Annotated in this window: 24 protein-coding genes; 11 read left to right on the top strand and 13 right to left on the bottom strand. The window is 71.1% G+C overall.

Features of this window, described 5'->3' with window-relative positions; all coding sequences use genetic code 11:
- The 3 genes from AB0H88_RS42940 to AB0H88_RS42950 all read left to right on the top strand — a co-directional run bounded on the left by AB0H88_RS42940 (position 1) and on the right by AB0H88_RS42950 (position 2,717).
- Positions 1 to 774 carry a CoA-transferase gene (locus tag AB0H88_RS42940; protein WP_357654651.1) on the top strand — a complete coding sequence of 258 codons (774 nt, stop codon included), beginning with the start codon at positions 1 to 3 and terminating at the stop codon, positions 772 to 774.
- Positions 761 to 1,546, top strand: coding sequence for a CoA-transferase (locus tag AB0H88_RS42945; protein ID WP_357654478.1), 786 nt, complete (start codon positions 761 to 763; stop codon positions 1,544 to 1,546). Before AB0H88_RS42940 ends, AB0H88_RS42945 begins: the two co-directional genes overlap by 14 nt.
- A gap of 139 nt (positions 1,547 to 1,685) precedes the next feature.
- Positions 1,686 to 2,717, top strand: a complete 1,032-nt coding sequence (locus tag AB0H88_RS42950) for a nitronate monooxygenase (RefSeq protein WP_357654479.1) — start codon at positions 1,686 to 1,688, stop codon at positions 2,715 to 2,717.
- Between the two features lie 9 nt (positions 2,718 to 2,726).
- On the opposite strand, the gene AB0H88_RS42955 is transcribed toward AB0H88_RS42950, so the two are convergent.
- The 3 genes from AB0H88_RS42955 to AB0H88_RS42965 are packed head-to-tail and all read right to left on the bottom strand — an operon-like array spanning position 2,727 to position 6,085.
- The gene (locus AB0H88_RS42955; RefSeq protein WP_357654480.1) at positions 2,727 to 3,398 is read right to left on the bottom strand and encodes a pentapeptide repeat-containing protein; all 672 of its coding nucleotides are present in this window, start codon (positions 3,396 to 3,398) and stop codon (positions 2,727 to 2,729) included.
- A gap of 4 nt (positions 3,399 to 3,402) precedes the next feature.
- A complete protein-coding gene (locus AB0H88_RS42960) occupies positions 3,403 to 4,881 on the bottom strand; it encodes a glycoside hydrolase family 3 N-terminal domain-containing protein (RefSeq protein ID WP_357654482.1) in 1,479 nt (492 codons plus the stop codon).
- A 52-nt stretch (positions 4,882 to 4,933) separates the two neighbouring features.
- On the bottom strand, positions 4,934 to 6,085 hold the full coding sequence (locus AB0H88_RS42965) for an acetyl-CoA C-acetyltransferase (RefSeq protein WP_357654484.1): 1,152 nt from the start codon (positions 6,083 to 6,085) through the stop codon (positions 4,934 to 4,936).
- Between the two features lie 98 nt (positions 6,086 to 6,183).
- Between AB0H88_RS42965 and AB0H88_RS42970 the strand changes: the two genes are divergently transcribed.
- On the top strand, positions 6,184 to 6,855 hold the full coding sequence (locus tag AB0H88_RS42970) for a TetR/AcrR family transcriptional regulator (RefSeq protein ID WP_357654486.1): 672 nt from the start codon (positions 6,184 to 6,186) through the stop codon (positions 6,853 to 6,855).
- Complete coding sequence (locus AB0H88_RS42975; RefSeq protein ID WP_357654488.1) at positions 6,852 to 7,532, top strand: DNA alkylation repair protein; 681 nt, start codon at positions 6,852 to 6,854, stop codon at positions 7,530 to 7,532. Before AB0H88_RS42970 ends, AB0H88_RS42975 begins: the two co-directional genes overlap by 4 nt.
- Here AB0H88_RS42975 and AB0H88_RS42980 read toward each other — a convergent pair.
- Positions 7,525 to 8,364, bottom strand: a complete 840-nt coding sequence (locus AB0H88_RS42980) for a LysR family transcriptional regulator (protein WP_357654652.1) — start codon at positions 8,362 to 8,364, stop codon at positions 7,525 to 7,527. The genes AB0H88_RS42975 and AB0H88_RS42980 overlap by 8 nt on opposite strands.
- 114 nt (positions 8,365 to 8,478) lie before the next feature.
- Here AB0H88_RS42980 and metE point away from each other — a divergent pair, with 114 nt between their 5' ends.
- Positions 8,479 to 10,638 (top strand): 5-methyltetrahydropteroyltriglutamate--homocysteine S-methyltransferase, encoded by a 2,160-nt coding sequence (gene metE, locus AB0H88_RS42985; protein ID WP_357654489.1) that lies wholly within the window; start codon positions 8,479 to 8,481, stop codon positions 10,636 to 10,638.
- A 64-nt stretch (positions 10,639 to 10,702) separates the two neighbouring features.
- Here metE and AB0H88_RS42990 read toward each other — a convergent pair whose 3' ends face one another.
- The 6 genes from AB0H88_RS42990 to AB0H88_RS43015 are packed head-to-tail and all read right to left on the bottom strand — an operon-like array spanning position 10,703 to position 16,461.
- Positions 10,703 to 11,548: a phosphotransferase gene (locus tag AB0H88_RS42990; protein ID WP_357654491.1), complete on the bottom strand. Its 846-nt coding sequence runs from the start codon at positions 11,546 to 11,548 to the stop codon at positions 10,703 to 10,705.
- A gap of 43 nt (positions 11,549 to 11,591) precedes the next feature.
- Entirely contained in the window at positions 11,592 to 12,497 is a 906-nt protein-coding gene (locus AB0H88_RS42995; RefSeq protein ID WP_357654492.1) for a carbohydrate ABC transporter permease, read from the bottom strand.
- Between the two features lie 14 nt (positions 12,498 to 12,511).
- A complete protein-coding gene (locus AB0H88_RS43000; protein WP_357654493.1) occupies positions 12,512 to 13,426 on the bottom strand; it encodes a sugar ABC transporter permease in 915 nt (304 codons plus the stop codon).
- A complete protein-coding gene (gene ngcE, locus AB0H88_RS43005) occupies positions 13,426 to 14,838 on the bottom strand; it encodes an N-acetylglucosamine/diacetylchitobiose ABC transporter substrate-binding protein (protein WP_357654495.1) in 1,413 nt (470 codons plus the stop codon). Before ngcE ends, AB0H88_RS43000 begins: the two co-directional genes overlap by 1 nt.
- Before the next feature lie 18 nt (positions 14,839 to 14,856).
- A complete protein-coding gene (locus AB0H88_RS43010) occupies positions 14,857 to 15,591 on the bottom strand; it encodes an SIS domain-containing protein (protein WP_357654496.1) in 735 nt (244 codons plus the stop codon).
- Positions 15,592 to 16,461 carry a MurR/RpiR family transcriptional regulator gene (locus AB0H88_RS43015; protein ID WP_225299302.1) on the bottom strand — a complete coding sequence of 290 codons (870 nt, stop codon included), beginning with the start codon at positions 16,459 to 16,461 and terminating at the stop codon, positions 15,592 to 15,594.
- 79 nt (positions 16,462 to 16,540) lie between these two features.
- Between AB0H88_RS43015 and AB0H88_RS43020 the strand changes: the two genes are divergently transcribed.
- Complete coding sequence (locus AB0H88_RS43020) at positions 16,541 to 17,497, top strand: BadF/BadG/BcrA/BcrD ATPase family protein (RefSeq protein WP_357654499.1); 957 nt, start codon at positions 16,541 to 16,543, stop codon at positions 17,495 to 17,497.
- A 4-nt stretch (positions 17,498 to 17,501) separates the two neighbouring features.
- Here the strand turns inward: AB0H88_RS43020 and AB0H88_RS43025 are convergent, their stop codons facing one another.
- Complete coding sequence (locus tag AB0H88_RS43025; protein WP_357654501.1) at positions 17,502 to 18,572, bottom strand: acetyl-CoA acetyltransferase; 1,071 nt, start codon at positions 18,570 to 18,572, stop codon at positions 17,502 to 17,504.
- A gap of 289 nt (positions 18,573 to 18,861) precedes the next feature.
- Between AB0H88_RS43025 and AB0H88_RS43030 the strand changes: the two genes are divergently transcribed.
- The 3 genes from AB0H88_RS43030 to AB0H88_RS43040 are packed head-to-tail and all read left to right on the top strand — an operon-like array spanning position 18,862 to position 21,340.
- A complete protein-coding gene (locus AB0H88_RS43030; protein WP_357654502.1) occupies positions 18,862 to 19,710 on the top strand; it encodes a LysR family transcriptional regulator in 849 nt (282 codons plus the stop codon).
- A gap of 15 nt (positions 19,711 to 19,725) precedes the next feature.
- Positions 19,726 to 20,466 carry a MerR family transcriptional regulator gene (locus AB0H88_RS43035; protein WP_357654504.1) on the top strand — a complete coding sequence of 247 codons (741 nt, stop codon included), beginning with the start codon at positions 19,726 to 19,728 and terminating at the stop codon, positions 20,464 to 20,466.
- Positions 20,467 to 20,476: 10 nt separating this feature from the next.
- Complete coding sequence (locus tag AB0H88_RS43040) at positions 20,477 to 21,340, top strand: alpha/beta hydrolase (RefSeq protein WP_357654505.1); 864 nt, start codon at positions 20,477 to 20,479, stop codon at positions 21,338 to 21,340.
- A gap of 4 nt (positions 21,341 to 21,344) precedes the next feature.
- Here the strand turns inward: AB0H88_RS43040 and AB0H88_RS43045 are convergent, their stop codons facing one another.
- A complete protein-coding gene (locus AB0H88_RS43045; RefSeq protein WP_357654507.1) occupies positions 21,345 to 22,022 on the bottom strand; it encodes a ThuA domain-containing protein in 678 nt (225 codons plus the stop codon).
- Positions 22,023 to 22,150: 128 nt separating this feature from the next.
- Here AB0H88_RS43045 and AB0H88_RS43050 point away from each other — a divergent pair, with 128 nt between their 5' ends.
- Positions 22,151 to 22,912, top strand: a complete 762-nt coding sequence (locus AB0H88_RS43050; protein ID WP_357654508.1) for an SDR family oxidoreductase — start codon at positions 22,151 to 22,153, stop codon at positions 22,910 to 22,912.
- A gap of 38 nt (positions 22,913 to 22,950) precedes the next feature.
- On the opposite strand, the gene AB0H88_RS43055 is transcribed toward AB0H88_RS43050, so the two are convergent.
- Positions 22,951 to 23,523, bottom strand: coding sequence for a helix-turn-helix domain-containing protein (locus tag AB0H88_RS43055; protein WP_357654510.1), 573 nt, complete (start codon positions 23,521 to 23,523; stop codon positions 22,951 to 22,953).
- Between the last annotated feature and the right edge of the window lie 28 nt (positions 23,524 to 23,551).

Below are 23,551 nucleotides of genomic sequence, written 5' to 3' on the forward strand. Positions count from 1 at the left end.
ATGTCCGTCGAGGAGGTCGCGGCCGAGGTCGAGAGCGGCATGACGGTCGGCATCGGCGGCTGGGGGTCGCGCCGCAAGCCGATGGCGCTGGTCGCCGGCCTGCTGCGCTCGAACGTCCGGGATCTCACCCTCATCTCCTACGGCGGCCCGGACGTCGGCATGCTGTGCGCCGCCGGGAAGGTACGCAGGGTGGTGGCACCGTTCGTGACGCTGGACTCCATCCCGCTCGAACCGCATTTCAGGCGGGCCAGGCAGGGCGGCACGATCGAGTTCACCGAGTATGACGAGGGCATGTTCATGTTCGGGCTGCTGGCGGCGGCGCATCGGCTGCCGTTCCTGCCCACGCGGGCCGGTCTCGGCTCCGACGTCATGCGGGTGAACCCCGATCTGCGCACGGTCCGCTCGCCGTACGAGGACGGGGAGGAGCTGGTCGCCGTGCCCGCGCTGGCCATGGACGTCGCGCTGGTGCACCTCAACCGGGCGGACCGGCGCGGCAACGCGCAGTACCTGGGCCCCGATCCGTACTTCGACGACCTCTACGCCAAGGCGGCGGCCCGGTGCTTCGTGTCGTGCGAGCGGCTGGTGGACACCGCCGACCTGCTGAAGGAGGGGCCGGTGCAGTCGCTGCTGATCAGCCGGTCGATGGTGAGCGGTGTGGTCGAGGCGCCGGGCGGCGCGGGCTTCACCGCGTGCGAGCCCGACTACGGCCGCGACGAGCAGGAGCAGCGGCGCTACGTGGACACGCCGTGGGAGGAGTTCCATGACCCAGCCTGACGTGCCCGTGAGCAGGGCTGACGTGCCCGTGACCAAGCCTGACGCGCCCGTGAGCAGGGCTGATGTGTGCGTGGTCGCCTGCGCGGAGGCGTTCAGGGGTGACGGGGAGATCCTCGCGGCCGGGATCGGCGGGGCGGTCACCGTGCTGGCGGCCCGGCTGGCCAGGATGACCTTCGAGCCCGATCTGCTCACGCATGACGGCGTCTGCCTGCTGACGGGCGACGTGCCGGCGCTGGGCGAGCGGCCCGAGGTGGTGGAGGGCTGGCTGCCGTTCCGCGATCACCTGTGGCTGGTCCTGAACGGCCGGCGGCACGTGATGCTCGGCGCGAGCCAGATCGACCGCTTCGGCAACTCGAACATCTCCTGCATCGGCGACTGGGCGCGGCCCAAGGCGCAGCTCCTCGGTGTACGCGGCGCGCCGGGCAACACGCGCTGCGACCCGACGAGCTACTGGATCCCCCGGCACTCCCCCAAGGTGTTCGTGCCGCGGGTGGACCTGGTCAGCGGTCTCGGAACCGACAGGGGGGCCCACGACCTGCGGCGGGTGGTGACGAACCTGGCCGTGCTGGACTTCCGCACGCCGGACGGGTCGATGCGGCTGGCCTCGGTGCATCCGGGGGTGAGTGTCGCGGACGTGGTCGCGGCGACGGGGTTCGAGCTGACGGTCCCCGAAGACGTACCCGAGACCCGTGAGCCGAGCGCCGAGGAGAGCAGGCTGCTGAAGGAGGTGCTCGACCCGCGCGGGTCCCGCGAGCGCGAGGTGGCGGCGTGAAGAGAGCATGGAGCGGCCCCAGAGGTGGCGGCGTGAAGAGAGCATGGAGCGGCCCCAGAGGTGGCGGCGTGAAGAGAGCATGGAGCGGCCCCAGAGGTGGCGGTGTGAGGAGAGCGCGGAGCGGTCCCGAGGGGACTGCGTGAAGACCGCGCTGACGGAACTCGTGGGGTGCCGGTATCCGATCGTGCAGACCGGGATGGGGTACGTCGCGGGCGCGCGGCTCGCGGCGGCCACGTCGGAGGCGGGCGGGCTCGGGATCATCGCGGCCGCCACGATGTCCGTCGGCGAGATGACCGAGGCGATCAGCGGCGTTCGGGAGCGGACGGACGCCCCGTTCGGGGTGAACATCCGCTCCGACGCCGACGACGCGGCCGAACGGGTGGAGGTCATGATCCGCGAGGGCGTGCGCGTGGCGTCGTTCGCGCTGGCGCCGCGGCGGGAGCTGATCGACCGGCTGAAGGGCGCGGGCGTGGTCACGATCCCGTCCGTGGGGGCACGGCGGCACGCGGAGAAGGTGGCCGCCTGGGGCGTGGACGCGGTGATCGTCCAGGGCGGCGAGGGCGGCGGCCACACCGGGCCGGTCGCGACGACGCTGCTGCTGCCCCAGGTGGTGGACGCGGTCGACATCCCGGTGATCGCGGCGGGCGGCTTCTTCGACGGGCGCGGGCTGGTGGCGGCGCTGGCGTACGGGGCGTGCGGCATCGCGATGGGCACCCGGTTCCTGCTGACGAGCGACTCCTCGGTGCCGGACGAGGTGAAGAAGGTCTACCTGGCGGCGGCCGACACGCTGGTCACCACCCGGGTCGACGGCGTGCCGCATCGGGTGCTCAGGACGCCGTTCGTGGAGTCGCTGGAGCGCTCCCGGCTACTCAGGGCCGTGGTCAACGGCGCCAGGTTCAAGCGGCTGTCAGGGCTGACGTGGGCCCAGATGATCCGCGAAGGGCGCCGGATGCGGCACGGCCGCGAGCTGACCTGGGCGCAGGTGCTGCAGGCGGCCAACACGCCGGTGCTGCTGCGGGCCGCCATGGTCGAGGGGCGGGCCGACCTGGGGGTGATGGCCTCCGGCCAGGTGGTCGGGGTGCTCGACGACCTGCCGTCCTGCCAGGAGTTGATCGACCGGGTCATGTCCGAGGCGGCGACTGTGCTGGACCGCCTCAGGGCCGAAGAATGAAGGAAGAGCTCAGAGCACCGTGATGCCGCGGGCGGCCAGGATGGCCGCCGCCTGGACGGGGTTGATCGTCGCCCCCTGGAAGGCCCGCAGCTTGGCGTCGTCGGGCTCGCCCAGGTCGGCGCCGCGCAGGTCGGCCTTGGCGAACACGGTTTGGATCAGCTTGGTCCCGCGCAACCGGCAGTCGCTGAACGTCGCCTCGGTGAAGTCGCAGCCCGACAGGTCGGCGTCGTCGAAGCGAACGCCCTCGATGAACTCCCCGCGCAGCGAGCAGCCGCCGAGGTTGGCCATGGTCAGGTTGGACCGGGAGACCTTGAAGCCGGTGCCCCGCGCCGCGGTGAGCGACGTGCCGATCATGCGGCACCCGGTGAAGGTCACGTCCGTCACCAGTGCCCCGCCGAACTGGGCGGAGGACAGGTCGACGTCGGTGAACCTCACGTCGATGAGCTCGGCGTCGTTGAACCTGATCCGCATCCCGCCGCCGCCCGTGAACACCGCGTTGTCGAGGTCGGCCCGCCGGAAGTCGGCCTGTTCGAGCACGCACGACTCGAAGCGGGCGCCGGCCAGCGGGGCCCGCCGGAGGTCGGCCTCGGTCAGGTCACAGTTGCGGAAGACGTGGGTCTCGTCCGGTGCGAGCCGGTCGGTGAGCGTGGTCTGGGAGAGGTCCTCGCCGTCGAAGTTCACGGTGTCAAAGGGTACCGGTGATCACTTCGGCGGCGGCCTGGCCGCAGACCCTGGCCGAGCCGTACGTGGCGATGTGCACCGCGCCCAGGTCGGACCGGGCGGGCAGGCCCATCTCGACCACCACGGCGTCGGGGCGGGCGCTGAGCAGGTGCCGCAGCGCCTCGCTCTGCCAGAGGTGGCGGTGCGCGTCGCGGACCACGACGACGAGGGGGCGTCCGGACGCGGCGGCGATGAGCCGCTCCAGCACGGCCCCGGTCGCCTCGCCGGCCGTCAGGCGGGTCACGGCGGTGCCGGGCAGCAGCCTGCCCAGGGGCTCGCCGACGCCCCACGGCGTGTTCTTGTCGATGGCCAGGTTCATCTCGGGGGCCAGCTCCACCACGTGCGCCGCGGCGGTGAGCGGCAGGACGGGGTCGTTGGTGCGGCGGGTGATCCTGATCGCGCGGCGGGCGGCGGACAGGCCGAGGTAGCCGTCCTCGGGGACCGGGGTGCCCGCGCCGGCGGTCCAGGCGGCCAGCTCGCCGACCCGGCGCGCGGCGTCGGCCAGGCGCTCCTCCGGCAACAGGCCGTCGCGTACGGCTTCGGCGATCGCGTCGCGCACCTCGACGGCGGTCGCCTCGCCTGAGTGCTCGCCGCCGACGCAGATGGCGTCGGCCCCGGCGGCGATCGCGCGGGCGGCGGCGCCCCCGATCCCGTACGGCCCGGAGACGGCGGCCATCTCGATGCCGTCGGTGACGATCAGGCCGTCGAAGCCCAGCTCCTCGCGCAGCAGCCCGGTGAGCACCTTGGGGCTGAGCGTGGCGGGCAGGACGGCGTCGTACGCCGGCACCAGCAGGTGGCCGGTCATGACGGCCTTGACGCCTTCCTGGATCGCGGCGCGGAAGGGGCCCAGCGCGTACTCGATGCCGTCGGTGGCGACCACGGGCACGCCGTGGTGGGAGTCGATCGAGGTGTCACCGTGGCCGGGGAAGTGCTTGGCGCAGGCGGCCACCCCGGCGGACTGCAGGCCGCGGACGAACGCCCTGGTGTGCCGGGAGACCAGTGCAGCGTCGGCGCCGAAGGAGCGCAGGCCGATGACCGGGTTGTCGGGGTTGGAGTTCACGTCGGCCGAAGGGGCGAAGTCGATCGTGATTCCCGCGGCCGCCAGCTCCGCCCCAAGGTCCCTGGCCACGGCCTCGGTCAGCGTCACGTCGTCCACGACGCCGAGCGCGTAGCCGCCGGGACGGCTGCTGCCGGTGGCCACCTCCAGCCGGGTCACCTCGCCCGACTCCTCGTCGATGCCGACCACTATGGCGGGGTTCTCCGCGCGCAGGACGGCGGTCAGCTCGGCCACCTGGGCCGCTCCCGTGATGTTGCGGGTGAACAGCGCCACCCCGGCCAGCCCCTCCCCCAGGCGGCGGCGGAGCCAGTCGGGCGGGGTCGTCCCCTCGAATCCGGGCAGGATGACGGCATCGGCAAGGCACAGCAGGTCACCGCTCTTGAGCATGAACCGCAATCTAATAGGAAAGTTTCCTATTCGCTAGTGGCATCGCCGGACGTCATAGGCGTTCGATGATGGTGACGTTCGCCTGGCCGCCTCCTTCGCACATCGTCTGCAGGCCGTACCGGCCGCCGGTCCGCTCCAGTTCGTGCAGCAGCTTCACGGCCAGGACCGCGCCGGTCGCGCCGAGCGGGTGGCCGAGCGCGATCGCGCCGCCGTTCGGGTTGACCCTGACGGGGTCGGCGCCGCTCTCCTTCAGCCAGGCGAGCACGACCGAGGCGAACGCCTCGTTGATCTCCACGGCGTCGATGTCGCCGATCGTCATCCCGGTCTTGCGCAGCGCGTGCTCGGTGGCCTGGATCGGCGCCGCGAGCATCATGATGGGGTCGCCGCCGCGCACCGACAGGTGGTGCACGCGGGCGCGCGGGCGCAGCCCGTGCTCCTGTACGGCCCGTGGCGACGCGATGAGCAGGGCGGCGGCGCCGTCGGAGATCTGCGAGGCCAGGGCGGCGGTGAGGCGTCCGCCCTCGACCAGGGGCTGGAGCCCGGCCATCTTGGCGGGAGTGGTGTCGCGGCGCGGACCCTCGTCGGTGGCGACGCCCTCGTAGGGGGTGATCTGATCCGCGAAGCGGCCGGTGTCGATGGCGGCGATGGCCCGGCGGTGCGAGTCGTAGGCGAACGCCTCCATGTCCTCTCGGGAGATGTCCCACTTGGCGGCGATCTGTTCGGCTCCGGTGAACTGGGAGACCTCCTGCGTGCCGTACCGGGAGAGCCAGCTCTTGGAGCCGCCGAAGGGGGTGTCGTGCCCGAGCGGGCGGCCGGCGAGCATCGCCGAGGAGATGGGGATCATGCTCATGTTCTGCACGCCGCCGGCCACCACGAGGTCGCTGGTGCCCGAGAGCACGGCCTGGGCGGCGAAGTGCAGCGCCTGCTGCGAGGAGCCGCACTGGCGGTCGACCGTGACGCCGGGCACCTCCTCCGGCAGCCCCGCGGCCAGCCAGCAGGTGCGGGCGATGTCGCCAGCCTGCGGTCCGATGGTGTCCACACAGCCGAACACCACGTCCTCCACGGCCGCCGGATCGGCGCCCGTGCGGGTCATCAGCTCTTGGAGTACGTGCGCGCCGAGGTCGGCGGGGTGGGCGCCGGCGAGGCCGCCGTTCCTGCGCCCGACCGGGGTCCTGACCGCGCCGACGATGTATGCCTCGTTCACTCCCGCATCGTAGCAAGCGCTTGGTCGCGCGCGGAATGCCGGGTGAGCTGGGCGGGTTCGGTGAACAAGCGATTGTCTGAGGGCTCATAATGGAGCATGTGACAACGCGAAAGAACTCCGGGCAGAGCGCGGCCGCCCCGGCGAAGCGCCAGCGCGCCACCTCGTCCGGGCCGGCGTCGGAGCGCCGTGACCACCTCGTCAAGCTCGCCGCGGAGCTCTTCGCCCGCAAGGGCTTCCAGGCCACGACCGTACGCGAGATCGCCGACGAGGCGGGCATCCTCTCGGGAAGTCTCTATCACCATTTCGATTCCAAGGAGACGATCGTCGACGAGGTGCTCTCCACCTTCCTCGACGACCTGGTCGCCCGCTACCGGGCGGCGATCGGCTCGGGCGCCGACCCGCGCTCGATCCTGTCGGAGATGGTGCGCATCGGCTTCGGCACGCTGGAGCCGCACCGGGCCGCGATCACCGTGATGCAGAACGACTGGAACTATCTGCGGCAGTTCGAGCGGTTCAACTACCTGGTCAAGGCCGAGGACGAGGTCGAGCAGATCTGGGTCGCGCAGATCAAGGCGGGCCAGGCGGCCGGGCAGTTGCGCGCCGATGTGGACCCGAAGCTCACCTACCGGATGATCCGCGACACGATCTGGGTGGCGGTGCGCTGGTTCCGTCCCGGCGGACGGCTCAACACGACGGGCCTGGCCGAGCACTACATCACCGTGCTCTTCGACGGCCTGGCCACGGGTGAGCGGACCACCCAGCAGGCATGACCCTTGGCACGGCGGTGCGTAAGGCACTGCGGGAGGCGGCGGAGCCCGCGAAGGCCGCCACGATGCGCGCGTACATGAAGTCCGACATGCCCTTCCTCGGTGTCCAGGCGGTGTCGAGGCGGGCCGTGCTGCGGCGGGTCTTCTCGGCCCACCGCATCGGCACGGCGCCGGAGTGGCGCCGGACGGTGCTCGGCCTGTGGCGCGAGGCCGAATACCGCGAGGAGCGTTATGCCGCGATCGACCTGACCGGCTATCACCATTACCGGGAGTTCCAGACTCTCTACACACTGCCGATGTACGAGGAGATGATCGTCAGCGGCGCCTGGTGGGACCTGGTCGACGAGCTGGCCACGCACCGGATCGGCGGCCTGCTGACCGCCTTCCCCGACTCGATGCGCCCGCTCGTGCTGGACTGGGCGCGCGACGACGACCTGTGGAAACGCCGCACCGCGATCCTGAGCCAGAACCGGTTCAAGGCCCGCACCGACACGGCCCTGCTCTACGCCTGCATCGAGCCGAGCCTGTCCGACAACGACTTCTTCGCCCGCAAGGCGATCGGCTGGGCACTGCGCGAATACGCCAAGACCAACCCGGCCGAGGTCGTCCGCTACGTACGGGCCAAGGGCATCTCAGGTCTGAGCCGTCGCGAGGCCCTGCGCAACCTACCGGCTACCTAGTCCACAGGGCATCCTGTACGGCCTGCACCAGGGCCATCAGCTCGGGCGTGACCCGCTCCCTCGCCCAGGCCAGCGCGTACGTGATGCGCAGGTCACCCACGTCGAGCGGGACGAACCTCAGGTCGTCGCGGCGGATCGTCCTGGCCAGCAGCTGCGGGATCGGCAGCACCCCGGCACCCGCCGCGACCAGGTCGAGCGCGGCGGCGAAGTCGTCGTCGGCCACCATGCGTGAGCGCCCCGGCAGCCCGGCCCAGGCCCGGCTGCCGGGGGTCAGCAGCACCTGCCCGGCCAGGTCACCGGCGACGACCTTGGCCCTCGGCTCCAGCACATGGCCCAGCGGCACCGCGAGCTGGTCCACCGAGACGTGGAACCTGGCGGCGGTGACGAACCGCGCGGGCGCGGGGGTGGCCAGGATCGCCGCCGACACCTCGCCCCGCTCCAGCGCGTCGGCGGCCGCCCCGCGACCGGCGACCGTGAGCTCCACGCCGATGGCCGGCGTGCGGGCCGCCAGCCGGCGGGCGACCCGGGCCGCCAGCGCGCCGACGAGCGGTGGATAAGCAAGGTGAATGGTCGGCCGGGCCAGCCGGGCGGCTTCGGCCGCGAACGCGGCGGCGGCGGTCAGCAGCTCGTCGGCGTGCGGAAGCAGGGCCCGGCCCTCGGCGGTCAGCCGCACCGCGCGGGCGCTCCGGTCGAACAGCCTGGTCCCGGTCGCACGCTCCAGTCTGGTGATGGCCTGGCTCATGGCGGGCTGGGACATGCCCAGGTCGGCGGCGGCGATCGAGAAGCTGAGCCGGGCCGCCACGCGGGCGAAGCACTGGACCTCCTTGAGCATAAGCAGCACGAATACAGGATGCATCAGGTGGGACCGGTGTGGTGAATTTCTCCGCGTTCGATCAATCAACGTTCCATCAATCAACGTTCGATCAGTCAACGCAGGGAGCAGTCGATGTCGTCATTTCCCCGGTCCACCGTGCTCGGATACCCGAGGATCGGCCAGCGTAGGGAGCTGAAGCGGGCTCTGGAGTCCTACTGGGACGGCCGCTCGACCCGGGCGGAGCTGGAGGAGGCGGGCGCCGAGATCCGGGAGCGGACCTGGCGGCGGCTCGACGAGCTGGGCCTGGCCGGGCTGCCGTCCAACACCTTCTCGCTCTATGACCAGGTGCTCGACACGGCCGTACTGCTCGGCGCGGTGCCCCGGCGTTATCTGGCGGCCGAGGACCCCTACTTCGCGATGGCCAGGGGCACCGCCGGGCTGGCGCCGCTGCGGATGACGAAGTGGTTCGACACGAACTACCACTACATCGTGCCGGAGATCGACGACGAGACCGTGTTCGAGCTCGACGCCGCCAAGCCGCTCGCCGAGCTGCGGCAGGCTCGGGAACTGGGCTTCGAGACGCGGCCCGTGGTGGTGGGGCCGGTGACGTTCCTGCTGCTGGCCGGGGCGCTGGAGCGGCTGGATGAGGTGCTCGGCTGCTACGAGGAGCTGCTGGCGATCCTGGCGGCCGAGGGCGTGCAGTGGGTGCAGCTCGACGAGCCCGCGCTGGTGGCCGACCGGACGCCCGAGGAGCTGGCCGCCGTCACCGCCGCATACGAGCGGCTGGGGTCCGCGCCTTCGCGCCCCGGGCTGTTCGTCGCCTCCTATTTCGGTGATCTGGGCGAGGCGCTGCCCGTCCTGGCCGCGACGCCGGTGGAGGCGATCGGGGTGGACCTGGTGCGCGGCGGGCTGGACCGGCTGCCTGCGCTGGCGGGCAAGACCGTGGTGGCGGGCGTGGTGTCCGGGCGGGACGTGTGGCGTACCGCTCCCGGGCGGGCGCTGAGCCTGCTGCGGGCGGTGCGGGAGCACGCGGCGGACGTGGTGGTCAGCACCTCGTGCTCGCTCCTGCACGTGCCGTACGACGTGGCGGAAGAAGCAGGGCTCGACCCGGCGCTGCGGGCGCGGCTGGCCTTCGCCGAGCAGAAGGTGGCGGAGGTGGTCGAGCTGGCGCGCGCCGACTTCCGGGGCGCCGAGGCGCCGGCCGCGTCGGTGGCGCTGGCGGACCCGGTCGTGTTCGAGGGGCGCGGGCCGTACGCGGAGCGCGCCGCGGCGCAGGCCGCGCATCTGCGGCTGCCCGTGCTTCCGATCACCACGATCGGGTCGTTCCCGCAGACCGGCGAGCTGCGCGCGGCCCGCGCGGCCGTGGTGGCGGGGACGCTGCCGGAGGCCGACTACGAGCGGCGGGTCGAGGCGGAGATCGAGCGGGTCATCCGGCTCCAGGAGCGGCTCGGCCTCGACGTCCTTGTGCACGGTGAGCCGGAGCGCAACGACATGGTCCAGTACTTCGCCGAGCACCTCGACGGCTTCGCGGTGACCGCCAACGGCTGGGTCCAGTCCTACGGCTCCCGGTGCACCAGGCCGCCGATCCTGCACGGCGACGTCGGGCGGGCCGCGCCGATCACCGTACGGTGGGCGCGCCACGCGCAGTCGCTGACCGACAAACCGGTCAAGGGCATGCTCACCGGGCCCGTCACGATCGTCGCCTGGTCGTTCGTTCGCGACGACCTGCCGCTGCGCGATGTGGTGTTCCAGGTGGCCGACGCGGTCCGGGACGAGGTACGCGACCTGGAGGCGGCGGGCGTGTCGATCATCCAGGTGGACGAGCCCGCGCTGCGCGAGCTGCTGCCCCTCAGGCGGGCCTCGCAGGCCGACTACCTGGAGTGGGCCGTGGCCGCGTACCGGCGGGCCACCTCGGGGGCCGGCGACCGCATCCAGATCCACACGCACCTGTGCTATTCGGACGCCGACCAGATCCTCGCGGCGATCGACGGCCTGGACGCCGACGTCACCACGATCGAGTCGGCCCGCTCCGGGGCCCGGATCCTGGGCGCCGTGGGCTCCTTCGGGCGGGGGCTCGGGCCGGGCGTCTACGACATCCACTCGCCGAGGGTGCCGGGCGAGGCCGAGGTGGCGGAGTTGCTGCGCGAGACGCTGAAGGTGCTGCCCGCCGAGCGGGTCTGGGTCAACCCGGACTGCGGGCTGAAGACGCGGACGTACGAGCAGGTGGAGGCGGCGCTGGCGAACGTGGTGGGCGCGACCAGGCGGCTGCGCGACGAACTCGGCGCTACGTGATCAGCTGACGGTCCATGCGAGGCGCTATGCGATCAGCTGACGGTCCATGCGAGGCGCTATGCGATCAGCTGAAGGTCCACTCGAGGTGGGCCAGGGCGGCGTCGGCGTAGTGGCGCGGGCCGGTGCTCAGGCCGTAGGCGAGGTCCTCGATGAGCGCGCACCTGGCGTAGAAGACGGCCCTGGCCCGGTCGAGCTCGTCGAAGTCGCGGTCGTAGTGCGCCAGGGTCCGCTCGAAGACCTCGGGGCCCAGGTCGCGGTAGATGAGCGCGAAGTCGTGCGCCGGGTCGGTGAGGGCGGCGTCGGTCCAGTCGATGACGCCCGTCAGCGTGCTGGTCGCGGCGTCGGCCAGGAGGTGCTCGCTGCCCAGGTCGTTGTGGCAGAAGCGCAGGTCGTGCGGCTCATCGGGCGGCGTGTCGCGTAAGAACCGCTCCACCAGCGGACGTTGCTCCGCCGGTACGTGCCGCTCGACGTCGCGATAGTCGAGCCCGGCGTCCACCAGCAGGGTGGGCGCCGGGTAGAGGTCGGGCGGCGCCAGCGTGCGCAGGTTCTCGGTCGGGGCGCTGTGCAGGGCGCCCAGCAGGCGGCCGAGCGGGGCGGCCAGCGACGCGGGGTCCGGCACCGGGTGCTGGTTGAGCGGCTCGCCCGGCAGCTTGCGGTAGGCGATCACGCCCTGCTCGAAGTCGGCGAAGACCACCTCGGGCACCGCCACGGTGGCCAGCTCGCGGACCGCGGCCAGCAGCTCGACCTCGCGCCGCGTGGCCACCGGATCGGCGGCCTTGCCGCCCCTGACGATCAACTCACCGTTGACCTCGTAGACCTCGTGGTCCAGGCCCTGCCCGGACTCGGTCAGAGAGCGCACCTCGACGTCAGGGAGGTGGCGGGCCAGCAACGCGCGGATGTCGCCGATCACACCCGCAGCTTAGGTCCGCCAGGTCGAGCGCGCGAGAGGATATTTACTTGAGCGCCCCCGCGGTCAGCCCCGACTGGATCTGGCGCTGGAAGACCGTGTAGACGACCAGCATCGGCAGGATGGCCAGCGTCAGGGCGGCGAACAGGGCGGACCAGTCCTGGTCGTAGCCCGCGGCCGTCGAGATGTCGGCGATGCCCTGCGTCAGCACCCACTTGTCGCGCTCCTGCAGCAGCACCAGCGGCAGCTGGTACTGGTTCCACTGGCCGAGGATGTTGAAGATCGTGATGCTGACCAGGCCGGGTCTGGCCATGGGCAGCATGATCTGGAAGAACACCCGGGTGTGCGAGGCGCCGTCGACCATGGCCGCCTCCGCCACCGCCGTGGGCAGCGTACGGAAGAAGGCCGACAGGAAGAAGATGGTGAACGGCATCGAGTAGGCGATGTAGACCAGCACGAGACCGGCGTGCGTGTTCAGGCCGATGAACGGGCCGATGAGCGGGACGTTGCCCATGTTCTGCACGACGAAGAACAGCGGCGACAGCGCCAGGTAGACCGGGAAGGCCAGGCCCGACACGAACAGCAGGTAGATGGCCCGGTTGCCGCGAAAGGGGTAGCGCGACAGCACGTACGCGGCCATCGAGCCAAGCAGCATGGTGCCGAACACGCTGAAAATGACCACGATGACGCTGTTGAGCATGTACTGGCCGATGTGCGCCTGATCCCAGGCTCTGGCGAAGTTGTCCCAGCGCAGGCTGGCCGGCAGGGACCAGGCGTCGCCGAAGATCTCGTCCTCGCTCTTGACCGACGCCAGGAACGTCCACAGGATCGGCACCACCGTGAGCACGGTCCACAGCAGCAGCGCGACGTGCGACAGGATCGCCAGCGGCCCGAGCCGCCTGCGGCTCTCCTGGCGGGCCAGCTTACGCGAGGTCGCTATGGTCCAGGGCATCAGTACTCATTTCGCTAAAACTCGATTCGTTCACGCCGCGTGAAGCGCAGCGAAAGGATCGCGAACCCGACGGTGAAGAAGAACATCACGACGCCCAGGGCCGAGGCGTATCCGAAGCGGAAGTATTGGAAGGCGTTGCGGTAGACCTCGGCCGCCATGACCGTGGTCGACCAGTCGGGCCCGCCGTGCTGGTCGGTCATCACCCACACGATCGCGAACACGTCGAGCGCCAGAATGCCGAGATAGACCCAGGCCACCTGGACGGTGTCCCAGAGCAGCGGCAGGGTGATGCGGAAGAACAGGCTCAGCCGCCCGGCGCCGTCGATCTGCGCCGCCTCGAACATGTCCCTCGGGATGGAGGCGAGCCCGGCGGAGAAGAGCACCACGTAGAACCCGACCGCCTGCCACACCATGACGCCGAGCACCGACCAGAAAGCGACGCCCGGGTCCGACAGGAAGCCGATCGGCTTGCCGCCCAGCGCCATCAGCGGCGCGTTCAGCATCCCGCTGCCGTCCGGCCGGAACACCTGCTGGAACAGCACCGCCACGACCGCGACGGCCAGCACCTGCGGGAAGAAGAACACCACGCGGTAGAACTTGGAGCCCCTGATCCCGCCCACGGCCCGCCCGCCGCCGCCCACGTTGAGGAGGAAGGCGAAGAACAGGGCGATGATGATCGTGACCAGGGGCAGCAGGACGAGCAGCGCGGCGTTGTGTGTGACCGCTTTCCAGAACGTCCCGTCTCCGAGGAGCCGGCGGAAGTTCTCCAGCCCGATGAAGGCCGGCGTGGCCGAGACGCCGCGCCAGTCAGTCATCGAGATGTAGAACGCCTGGAGGTACGGGGAGATCACATAGATCAGGTAAAGGGTCACCGGGGCTGCCAGGAACGCGGTGATGAACAGCCCTCGGCGATACCTGTTGAACAACATCAGCGCTTGTACTTCTTGATCGAGGAGTCGTTCTTGATCTCGTCGGACTTCTTCTGGAGGCGCTCCAGGTACTTGTCCGGTGTGAGGCCGCCGGTCATGAGCTCGCCGGTGGCGGCGACGGCCTCGTCCTTGAGCTGGAGGTACCAGGTCTGCCAGCGGTAGTAGACGATGTTCGCGCCGGCCTCGGCGTAGGCCTTGGTCGCGCTCGCGGCGCCCGGGGAGAGCTGACGGCCCTCGCCCGCGCCCTTGACCGTCGAGACGGTCTTGACCATCTCACTGAACTCGCCGGCCGCCTTCTTCGACAGCATGGCCCGCAGGTACTCCATGCCGCCCTGCGGGTTGGCGCCCTTGGCGGGGACGATGAAGTTCTCGCTCGGCTGGCTGTGCAGCGTGCCGTAGGGCATCTTGTCCGAGCTGGTGAAGTCGGGGACGGGGAACATGCCGTACTCGAAGTCGGCCGGGGTGGTGGTCTTCTGCTCGTTCTCCAGCCAGGAGCCGGAGGGCAGCATGGCCACCTTGTACTTGTTCTGGGCGGTCTGGGTCTGCACGTGGTCGAGGCCGGCGGTGCCCTCCATGAGGTACTTGGCGCCGATCTCGGCCCAGGCCGTGGCGGAGGTCTTCATGGCCTCGGTGGTCCAGGCGCCGTCCTCGAGGTTGTCGATGTTGACCAAGACCTCGGGGCCGCCGATCTTCGCGGCCATGGTGAGCAGCACTTCGTACAGATATTGCGGGAATTTTCCGGCGTAGGTGAAGGGGGCCATCTTGCCGGACTTTTTGATTGCCTCGTTGAGCTTGAGGAACTCGTCCCACGTCTTGGGGGGCACCCAGCCGTTGTCCTTGAACGCCTTCTGCGAATACCAGATGCCGAAGATGTAGTTGACGTAGCCGAGCACGCTGAACGTGCCGTCGTAGGTGCCGATGTCGATGACGGCCGGGTCGAGGGTGTCCCTGACCTTGGTGCCCGGGTCGTCCCATGAGGGCGCGTCGAGCAGCGGGGTGAGGTCCTGGAGCTGTTTGTCCTGGGCGAGCGCGCCGAAGTCCATGGCGTTGGCGCCCGAGTTGTCGATCACGTCGGGCGGGTTGCCGCCGGCGAACCTCGGCTGGAGGACCTTGGTGATCTCCTTGGTGGCGTTGTGCTTGATCTCCACCTTCGGATACTTCGACTTGAACAGCGGCTGGTGGATGTTCTTGGCGTAGTCCTGGCCGAAACCGCCGTCGAAGATCCACACCTCGAGCGGCTTGCTGTCCGAAACCCCGAAGGGGTTGGCCGCGCTGGTGGCGACCGGGGCGGCAGACGACGAGGCCGACGGCTTCGCGGCCGGAGTCGCGCACGCGGCGAGCGCGCCCGCCACGGGGACCAGCGCGGCGCTCCGGAGAAGCTCGCGCCTGGTGAAATGGGGGGTGTTCGGCATATTTCTACTCCTGACTAGTCATGCTCCACGTCGGATCCGCCCTGCGTAGCGGCTCTCCAGGGCCTTGTTGTGCTCGTCGCCGCCGGCCACGTTCACCGACAGGTAGATGGGCGGCGTCTCGCCGAGCGCCACGAGCTCGGCCACCGCCTCGGTGACCACCATCTGCGCGAGCAACGCCGAGGTGACGGTCGAGATCGCGCCGTAACCGCCGCCGCCCGGCAGTTCGAGGATCGCGTCCCCGTACGGCGCGCCGTTGTCCAGCACAACGTCGGCCAGGTCGAGCAGCTTGCGGCCCGACGGGTGGCGTGAGGTCATCTGGCTGCTGTGCTGGACCGAGGTCAGCGCGATCAGGGGATGGCCGCGGTCCTTGACGATCGTGGCCAGCTCGACCACGGCTCCGTTGATGCCCGAGCTGGAGATCAGCACGAACACGTCCTGCGGCGCGACGGGCGCCAGCTCATAGATCCGGTGGGCGATCTCCGGATCGCGTTCGAGCTCGGGGGTGAGCACGCTCGGCGGCTGGCCGCCAAACAGGACGAGGTCGCGCGGGGTGAGCCGGTTGCTGGGCACCAGTCCCCCGGCCCGGCCGGCGATCTCCATCGCGATCGCCTCGGAATGCCCGGACCCGAACGCGTTGACCACGCCGCCCGCCCGGATCGACGCGACGAGCAGCGCGGCGGCGCGGCGTACCGGCTCCGCCTGTGTTTCCACGACCTGGTGTGCCAGCTCCAGGGCCTTCGTTGCGAACGTCATTCAGCCTCTCTCCACCCGGTGGCTCTCCACGGCGCTGATCGTGAGCCCGAACGCCTCGTTGGTGCGCTCGTAAGTGCGCTGGGCCACCGCCACGTAGACGGCGTCGAGGACGAACAGCTGCGAATGGACGGCCGCCAGCCCGCCGAGCCGGAAGGTGGTCTCCCTGCTCGCGGTGGTGAGCACCAGGTCGGCCAGCTCGGCCAGCGGCGAGCGGGCGAACGAGGTGACGGCGACCGTGGTGGCGTCGTGGCTGCCGGCCTCGGCCAGGGCCTCCATGACCTCGCGGGTCCGGCCCCGATGGCTGATGCCGATCGCGACGTCGCCCGCGCCGAGCAGCGCGGCGTCCGACAGCGCGACGTGCGCGTCACCCGCGCTCCAGCCCGGGATGCCGATGCGGCGCAGCCGGCCCTCGAACATGGTGGCGACGTTCCCGCTGGTGGAGACGCCGATGAGCAGGACCCGGCGGGCGGCGACGATGGCGTCGGCCACCTGGGCGACGATCTCCGAGTCGAGCTGGGCGGCGGTGTCCTGGATGAGCCGGGCGTCGGCCGCGGCCATCACCTCGATCGCCGAGTCGAGCGGGTCGTCGGGCCCGATCTCGTGCCCCACGCCCGCGCCCCAGCCCGCCTGCGCGGCCCGGCCGGTCTCGGTGGCCAGCGCCACGCGCAGCTCGGCGTACCCGGAGAAGCCGAAGGCCCGGCAGAACCTGGTCACGGTCGCGGGCGAGCTGCCCGCGCGCTCGGCCAGCGCGATGATGGTCGACCGGGCCGCCTCGGCCGGATCGCCGAGGATCACCTCGCCGACTCTGCGCAACGCCTCCGGCAAACCGGGTAGTTCTGTTTCCACACGCCCGAGGGCCCCTGAAGTCACGAATATTCCTTCCGGATACCCGGTCTTCCGCCGAAAATTATTCTTGCTTCTCCGCTGAGTCAAGTCCCACAATCGGACCGTGACCAATTCGCTCTCCATCGGACTCGCCCTTGGGGTTGACGCCGGCGCCACCTCCACCCGCGTCTCGGTGCACGCGCTCGACGGCACCCGCGTCGGGTACGCCAGGGCGGGCGCGGGCAATCCGAGCGCCCACGGCCTGGCGAACGCGGTGGCGGCGATCGAGACCGCGCTCGGCGGGGCTCTGGCCGGGCTGGAGGCGTCGTCGGTCGTCGCCTCGCTGGCCGGGGTCTCGGGGTTCGTCGACGAGATGGTGCCGGCGCTGGCCAAGGTGTGGGCGGGGCATGGCATCGCCTCGGGGCCGCAACTCATGGGGGACACGGTGATCGCGTATGTGGCGGGGTCGCCCGAGCCGGACGGCTCGCTGCTGCTCTCGGGGACGGGGGCGGTGGCGGCCCGGATCACCGGCTACGAGCTGGACGTGATCGCCGACGGGCTGGGCTGGCTGCTGGGCGACGCGGGGTCGGGCTTCTGGATCGGGCGCGCGGGCGCCAAGGCCGTCGTCGCGGCGCTGGATCGCGGCTCCTCGGAGGGACCGCTGGTCGAGCTGGTCGTCGAGCACTTCCTCGGGGCCGAGCGCGGCCCCACGCCGCGCAAGGTGGCCGATCGGATCGTCCGGCTGGCGCAGGCCGACCACATGCGCCTGGCCGCCCTGTCGGCGCTGGTCAGCCGGGCCGCCGAAGCGGGCGACCCGCTCGCGCTCGGCATCGTCCGCCAGGCCGCCGAGCACCTGGCCGCCACCGTGCGGCGGGTGCACCGGTCGGGGCCGGTGGTGCTCGCCGGGAGCGTGCTGACGAGCGAGGGTCCGGTACGACAGGCCGTACACGAACTGCTGGCCGGTGAGACCGTGGCCACGGCGCGGGACGCGGCGGGGGCGGCGGCCTGGCTGGCGGCGCGCGACCTGCTGCCGGAGGCCGACCGGCGGGCCTCGCACGCGGCGTTCACGGCCGGTCCTTGACCTTCTACCCCACCAGGAGCGCCGCGCTGCCGTAGCTGCCGCCGAAGCCCGTTGCCAGCGCCACCTCACGGCCGCCGCGCACTTCCCGGACCGCCTGTGCCACGTTGTTCAGGCCGTGAACATAGCCCTCCGACAGCAGGCCGCCGTGCGGGTTGATCCAGGAGTGCCGTCGCTCCAGCAGGTACGGGCCCAGGTCCTCGCGGCGGACCAGGCCGAAGTCCGCCAGTTGCCGTGGGACCAGCCATGAGTAGGCGTCGTAGGGCAGTGCCGCGTCCACGTCCGACGGCCGCATGCCGGATGCCTCCCACAGCATGGGGGCCACGTACGCGGAGAAGACGGCGCTCACGTCCGGCGCGCGGTCCATCGAGGAGCAGCCGGGGCCGCCGCCGCGTACCACGGCCTGGATGCGCGGGCCGCCGAGCACGCCGCTGACCAGCAGCGCGCACGCGCCGTCGGTCTCCTGACAGCAGTCGGCGGTACGGAGTGGGGTGCACACGTACGGTCTGGCCAGGTACTCCTCGAACGACAGCGGCTCCCGGCGCAGGGCACGAGGGTTGGTCTCGGCGTTGTCCCTGGACTGGGCGACGACGGCGTGGAGGTGTTCGGGGCCGAGGCCGGTGTCGTGCAGGTAGCGGGTCGCGGCCAGGGCGAAGAGCGGGATCGGGCCGGCCATGCCGTAGGTGAACTGCTCCTGGGGGCCGGTGGAGACGGTGTTCATGCGCTTGCCAGAGCGGCCGTTAAGCGCCCGATAGATCAGGATATTTCGCGCTAAACCGGCGTGTATCAGCATGGCCGCATCGCCCAGGATCGAGGCGGCCTGGGTGCCGCCTCCGGCTATGTCGTTGTGCCAGCCCAGCCGGTCGATGCGCAGCGCGCGGGCGACCTGGGTGACGGGGGCCGAGTCGTTCATGTGATAGCTCAGGACCGCGTCCACCTCGGCGGGCGCGATGCCCGCGTCGGCGCACGCCGTACGACAGGCCTCGACCGCCAGGTCCAGCTCGGTGCGGCCGGACTCGCGCGTCAGCGCGGTCATGCCGACACCGGCCACGGCCGCCCGGCCGGCGAAGGGCTGCATGCCACCTCCTGTCTCGCTGAAGGCTGCCTGGCTGACGGGCGTCGGGTCACTCGCCGGGGCGGGGCGCGATCCACCCCGGCGGGTGACGCATGTGGTGCTCGACCGTCACGCTAACGCGGCGGCGGTCTCCACACAAGCGCTTGCTCGGCATCTCCCCACGGGCGTACCGCGAGAGGCACTCACCGGCCGGCCGCGGAAACAGTCACCCCCCGGCAACCTTCACAGCGGCTGGTCCGTTCTGTAATACGGAGGTGCGACGATAGCCCATCCCCATCACCTCGAGGTGACGATGGATCTACGCCACGTACGCTACGCGATCACCATCGCCCGTGCGGGCAGCCTGCGCCGTGCGTCCACCGTGCTCCACATCGCCCAGCCCACCCTTTCCGAGCAGCTCAGGGCGCTGGAGAAGGAGATCGGCGTCGAGCTGTTCACCCGCTCGTCCAGCGGGGTGCGGCTCACCGAGGCGGGTGAGGTGTTCCTGGCCCAGGCCACGGTGGCGGTCGACGCTTTCGAACGGGCGGTGGCCGCCGCCCGGGGCAAGGGGCAGACGGTCCGCCTGGGGGTCGCCGACGGGCTGGGGGATGTGGTGGCCCGGCTCCTGTCGCAGGTTCAGGGGTCGCGGCTGCGGGTCGCTCCCATGTGCACGGCCGAGCAGATCATCTCCATCATGGACGGAACCCTCCAGGCCGGGCTCGGGTACGCCCCCGGCTCGCTGCCCAGAGGCGTGGCCCGGATGCTCGTCCAGCGGGCCCAGGTGCTCGCCCTGCTGCCCCGCGATCACCGGCTGGCCTCGGTCGAGCGGCTGCGGCTCGCCGATCTGGCGACGGAACCGCTCGTCATGCCGGAGTCCGACGCGGTGGCGGGTGCGCGCCGGTTCCTCGAAGGGTTCGTCCGGCTCGGCCTGCATCCCCGGCTCGGTCCCGGCGCGCCCACCCATGACGCGGCCGTCGCCCTGGTCGAATCGGGGGCCGGCTACACGCTCTGCGTGCGCGGCGGCCTTCCGGTGCCGGAACGCCTCACCTTCATCCCCGTCGCCGAGGAGATTCCGCCTCTTGAGGTGGTATTCCTGTGGAACCGGCAGGCCGACGTGGATGATCTCGTGCACGCGGCCCGGCATCTCGCGCGCTCTGGATAGCGCTATTATCTATCGATGCGCGTTTCGGAACTGAGTGTCGAGTCCGGTGTCGCGATCGCGACGATCAAGTACTACCTCCGCGAGGGCCTGCTGCACCAGGGCCGGCAGCTCGCGGCCACCAGAGCCGACTACGACGACTCCCACCTGCGCAGACTCCGCCTGATCAGGGCGCTGCTCGAAGTGGGCCGGCTGCCCGTCGCCGCCATCAAGCAGGTCATCGAGGCGGTGGACGACGAGTCGCTCTCGGTGCACCACATGCTGGGCACCGCCCAGTACGCCCTGGGCCCCACCATCGAGCCGGAGCCCGGCGAGGAGTGGGACGCGGCGCGCGGCCAGGTCGACCTGCTCATCGAGGAGCTGGGCTGGGACATCGCCGCCACCGCTCCCACGCGGGACGAACTTGCCCAGACCGTCGTCAGGTTGGGCCAGCTGGGCTTGTCGACCGACCTGACGGTCTATGCGCAGACGGCTCAGCGGCTCGTGGCCGAGGTGGAGATGGACACGGTGCCGTTCGACGGGCCACGCGAGGCCGCCGTCGAGGCGCTGGTGCTGGGCACGGTCCTGTACGGGAGGGCCTTCGACGCTCTGCGCCGCCTGGCCCACGAGTCGGAGTCTGCGCGCCGGGTCGGCGGCGTCGCGGAAAACCTGAGCGTTGCGGAAAACCTGAGCGGTCCGGAGAACCTGAGCGCTCCGAAAGATCTGAGCGTTCCGGAAGACCCGAGCGGGCGCGTGGATGGAAGCGGTCAGCCGGGGTAGGCGCGGGCGAATGTTCGACGACTTCGTGACCGACCGGATCGACGTGGGCCAGGCCGAGCTGTTCGTCCGGCACGGCGGCTCCGGCCCGCCCGTCCTGCTGCTGCACGGCCACCCGCGCACCCACGCCACCTGGCACCGGGTGGCTCCCCTGCTCGCCCCGGACCACACCGTGGTCTGCCCCGATCTCAGGGGGTACGGGCGCTCGTCCAAGCCGCCGACGACCGCCGATCACGAGCCCTACTCCAAGCGCGCGATGGCCGGGGACATGGTCGCGCTGATGCGTTCGCTCGGCCACGAGCGGTTCGCCGTCGTCGGTCACGACCGCGGGGCGTATGTGGCCCAGCGACTGGCGTTCGATCATGCCGACGCGGTCACGCGGCTCGTCGTGCTCGACAGTGTGCCCATCGGTGAGGCACTCGCCCGTTGCGACGCCGGCTTCGCCGCGAGGTGGTGGCACTGGTTCTTCCTCGGCCAGACCGCCAAACCGGCGGAACGCGTGATCAACGCCGACCCCGACGCCTGGTATCGCACGGGGCCCGAGCAGATGGGCGCCGAGGCCTACGAGGACTTCCACCGGGCGATCCACGACCCCGAGGTCGTACACGCGATGTGCGAGGACTACCGGGCGGGGCTGGGGGTCGACCGGGCGGCCGACGACGCGGACCGGGCCGCCGGGCGGCGCGTCGCCTGCCCGGTGCTCTTCCTCTGGGCGACAAGGGATGACATGGAGGATCTGTACGGCGACCCGCTGGCGGTCTGGCGCGCGTGGGCGTCCGACGTGCGCGGGCACGCCCTGGACAGCGGCCACCACCTGGCCGAGGACGTTCCGGACGAACTGGCCAAGGCCATCCGCTGCTTCGTGGCCGGCGCGTAAGCGCTCAGTCGGTCACGGTCACCGGGCGTTTCAGCAGCCACAGGGCGGCCCGTTGCAGCAGCGTGCGGTGGATCTCGTTCTCGTAGGACCTGACGTCGTGCCCCAGCGCGTCGTACACGACCCTTCCCCGCCGCACCGGCCGCGCCCACACCAGCGGCTGCCCACTGGCCGACGACGCGAGCGACTGTACGTCCGGCAGCACGTCGAGGTCGCTGTAGACCTCGTCCACCAGGTCGAAGTCGCGCAGCCCCTCGACAATGGGGTGGTCGCCGTGCACGCGTACCCCGGTCCAGCCCAGCGGCGGGTGGTGGGACTTGGGCCAGGTCCAGCAGCCGCCCAGCACGCGCGGCCACCCCTGCCAGTCGTCGAAGCAGATGGACGCCGTGTGCATGCACAGCAGCCCGCCGCCCCGGTCGAGGTGGTCGAGCAGGGTGGTGCGGGCCTCGGCGGGCAGTTCGAAGCGCCACTCGTCACGCAGGTCGGCGAAGCGGTCGAGGCCCATCTGCCAGCGCAGCGCGTTGACGGTGATGAGCTGGACCTCCGACGGCTCGCTCAGCGCGCCCGCGATGTCCTCGGTGATCTCGGATTCGATCCCCACCCCGGCGAGCACTTCGGCGAGTGCCGCCGACGTGGCCTCGAAGTCATGGAACAGGCCTCCCGAAAGAATCAGATTTCTCGCCACGTCCCAACCTCATCATGCTTGTCCCGGCATTTCTACCCGCGGCCAGCCGCATCCACGGCCTGTACGGTCTGCTCAAGTCGGACAAGCTCTCACGGATCCGGACCGCCTGACGACCTATAGTCACCCTCATGGATCTGGGCATCAAGGGCAAGGTCGCGTTGGTCACCGGAGGCAGCGCGGGCATCGGTCTCGCGGCGGCCAAGAGCCTGGCGCGAGAGGGCTGTGCCGTCTGCGTCAGCGCGCGTAATCCGGAACGACTGGCCGACGCGGTGGTCGAGCTGCAGGAGTTCGGCGGCGTGGTGCACGCCGTGCTCGCGGACGTGGAGGACCACGACGCCGCGGTGCGGGTGGTCGCCGAGACGCGTGACGTGCTCGGTCCCGTGGACATCCTGGTGGCCAACGCGGGCGGACCGCCGCCGGGCCGGTTCGTGGATGCCGGCCTGGGCGACTGGGACGTCGCGGTGCAGCGCAACCTGCTCGGCACGGTACGCCTGCTGTACGCCGTGCTGCCGGAGATGCGCGCCCGCGGCTGGGGCCGCATCGTCACGATCACCAGCGGATCGGTGCGCCAGGCGATCGACGGCCTGGCCCTGTCGAACGCGACCCGCTCCGCCGTGGCCGGGATCGTGCGTACGCTGGCCCGCGAGGTCGGCGGCGACGGGGTCCTGGTGAACAACGTGCTGCCGGGCCCGATCGATACCGAGCGGCTGCGTGAGCTCGCGGGCGACGACGAGGGCCTGGCCGCGCGGGGAGGCGGGGTGCCGGTGGGGCGCGTCGGGCGTCCCGAGGAGGTGGGGGACGTGGTGGCGTTCCTGGCCAGCGAGCGGGCCTCGTTCGTGAACGGGATCTCGATGCTGGTCGACGGCGGGGAGAGCCGCGTCATCGCCTGACCAAGGTCGCGAGGCTGACGACGGCCGGGAGAGGCGCGTCATCGCCTGACCAGGGTCGCGACGATCGCGGCGGCCCACGCGTCGGCCGGCTGCCGCGGCTCGGTGAAGAAGGACAGGTGGGCGCGGTGGAAGCAGGCGCCCATCAGCAGTGAGGCGGCGGCCCCGGCGTCCATCGCGCCGTCCAGCCTGCCGAGCCCCTGCTCGGCCCGCAGGATCTCGGCGAGTGCCTCGATCGGCAGGTGCGGGCCGGTGCCCGTCGTGGCGAGCATGCGCCTGAACCCGTCCAGAAGCGACGGATCGGACATCATCCCCGAGCCGATGGCGGCCGCCCGGCCGTAGAAGTCGAGGGCCGCCAGCGCGAACTCGGTGAGGTTGGCCGCCAGGTCACCCTGCCCGACGCGCTCGCGCAGCGCGGCCAGCGCCGGGGCGAGCGCGGGCAGCCGTTCGAGCAGCACCGCCAGGATCAGCGCCTCCTTACCCGGAAAATGCTTGTAGAGCAGCGCCTCGGAGCAGCCCGCCTGCGACGCGATGCGTTTCGTGGTCGCCCCCGCCATGCCGAATTCGTGAATGGCCTGCTCGGCGGCGTCGATGATGCGATCGCGCGTGTTCATGGGCGCATCCTAATAGTGAGCGCTCACT

This window comes from Nonomuraea sp. NPDC050680 (genome assembly GCF_040654555.1).
Classification (GTDB): Bacteria; Actinomycetota; Actinomycetes; order Streptosporangiales; family Streptosporangiaceae; genus Nonomuraea.

Excerpts from the sequence above, each read along its gene's own strand:
- metE (WP_357654489.1), top strand. The coding sequence starts at position 8,479 with ATGTCGTCATTTCCCCGGTCCACCGTGCTCGGATACCCGAGGATCGGC.
- AB0H88_RS42995 (WP_357654492.1), bottom strand. The coding sequence starts at position 12,497 with ATGCCCTGGACCATAGCGACCTCGCGTAAGCTGGCCCGCCAGGAGAGC.
- AB0H88_RS43030 (WP_357654502.1), top strand. The coding sequence starts at position 18,862 with ATGGATCTACGCCACGTACGCTACGCGATCACCATCGCCCGTGCGGGC.
- AB0H88_RS43000 (WP_357654493.1), bottom strand. The coding sequence starts at position 13,426 with ATGTTGTTCAACAGGTATCGCCGAGGGCTGTTCATCACCGCGTTCCTG.
- AB0H88_RS43010 (WP_357654496.1), bottom strand. The coding sequence starts at position 15,591 with ATGACGTTCGCAACGAAGGCCCTGGAGCTGGCACACCAGGTCGTGGAA.
- AB0H88_RS42960 (WP_357654482.1), bottom strand. The coding sequence starts at position 4,881 with ATGCTCAAGAGCGGTGACCTGCTGTGCCTTGCCGATGCCGTCATCCTG.
- AB0H88_RS43040 (WP_357654505.1), top strand. The coding sequence starts at position 20,477 with ATGTTCGACGACTTCGTGACCGACCGGATCGACGTGGGCCAGGCCGAG.
- AB0H88_RS42980 (WP_357654652.1), bottom strand. The coding sequence starts at position 8,364 with ATGCTCAAGGAGGTCCAGTGCTTCGCCCGCGTGGCGGCCCGGCTCAGC.
- AB0H88_RS42975 (WP_357654488.1), top strand. The coding sequence starts at position 6,852 with ATGACCCTTGGCACGGCGGTGCGTAAGGCACTGCGGGAGGCGGCGGAG.
- AB0H88_RS42945 (WP_357654478.1), top strand. The coding sequence starts at position 761 with ATGACCCAGCCTGACGTGCCCGTGAGCAGGGCTGACGTGCCCGTGACC.
- AB0H88_RS43055 (WP_357654510.1), bottom strand. The coding sequence starts at position 23,523 with ATGAACACGCGCGATCGCATCATCGACGCCGCCGAGCAGGCCATTCAC.
- AB0H88_RS43025 (WP_357654501.1), bottom strand. The coding sequence starts at position 18,572 with ATGCAGCCCTTCGCCGGCCGGGCGGCCGTGGCCGGTGTCGGCATGACC.
- AB0H88_RS43050 (WP_357654508.1), top strand. The coding sequence starts at position 22,151 with ATGGATCTGGGCATCAAGGGCAAGGTCGCGTTGGTCACCGGAGGCAGC.
- ngcE (WP_357654495.1), bottom strand. The coding sequence starts at position 14,838 with ATGCCGAACACCCCCCATTTCACCAGGCGCGAGCTTCTCCGGAGCGCC.
- AB0H88_RS42940 (WP_357654651.1), top strand. The coding sequence starts at position 1 with ATGTCCGTCGAGGAGGTCGCGGCCGAGGTCGAGAGCGGCATGACGGTC.
- AB0H88_RS43035 (WP_357654504.1), top strand. The coding sequence starts at position 19,726 with ATGCGCGTTTCGGAACTGAGTGTCGAGTCCGGTGTCGCGATCGCGACG.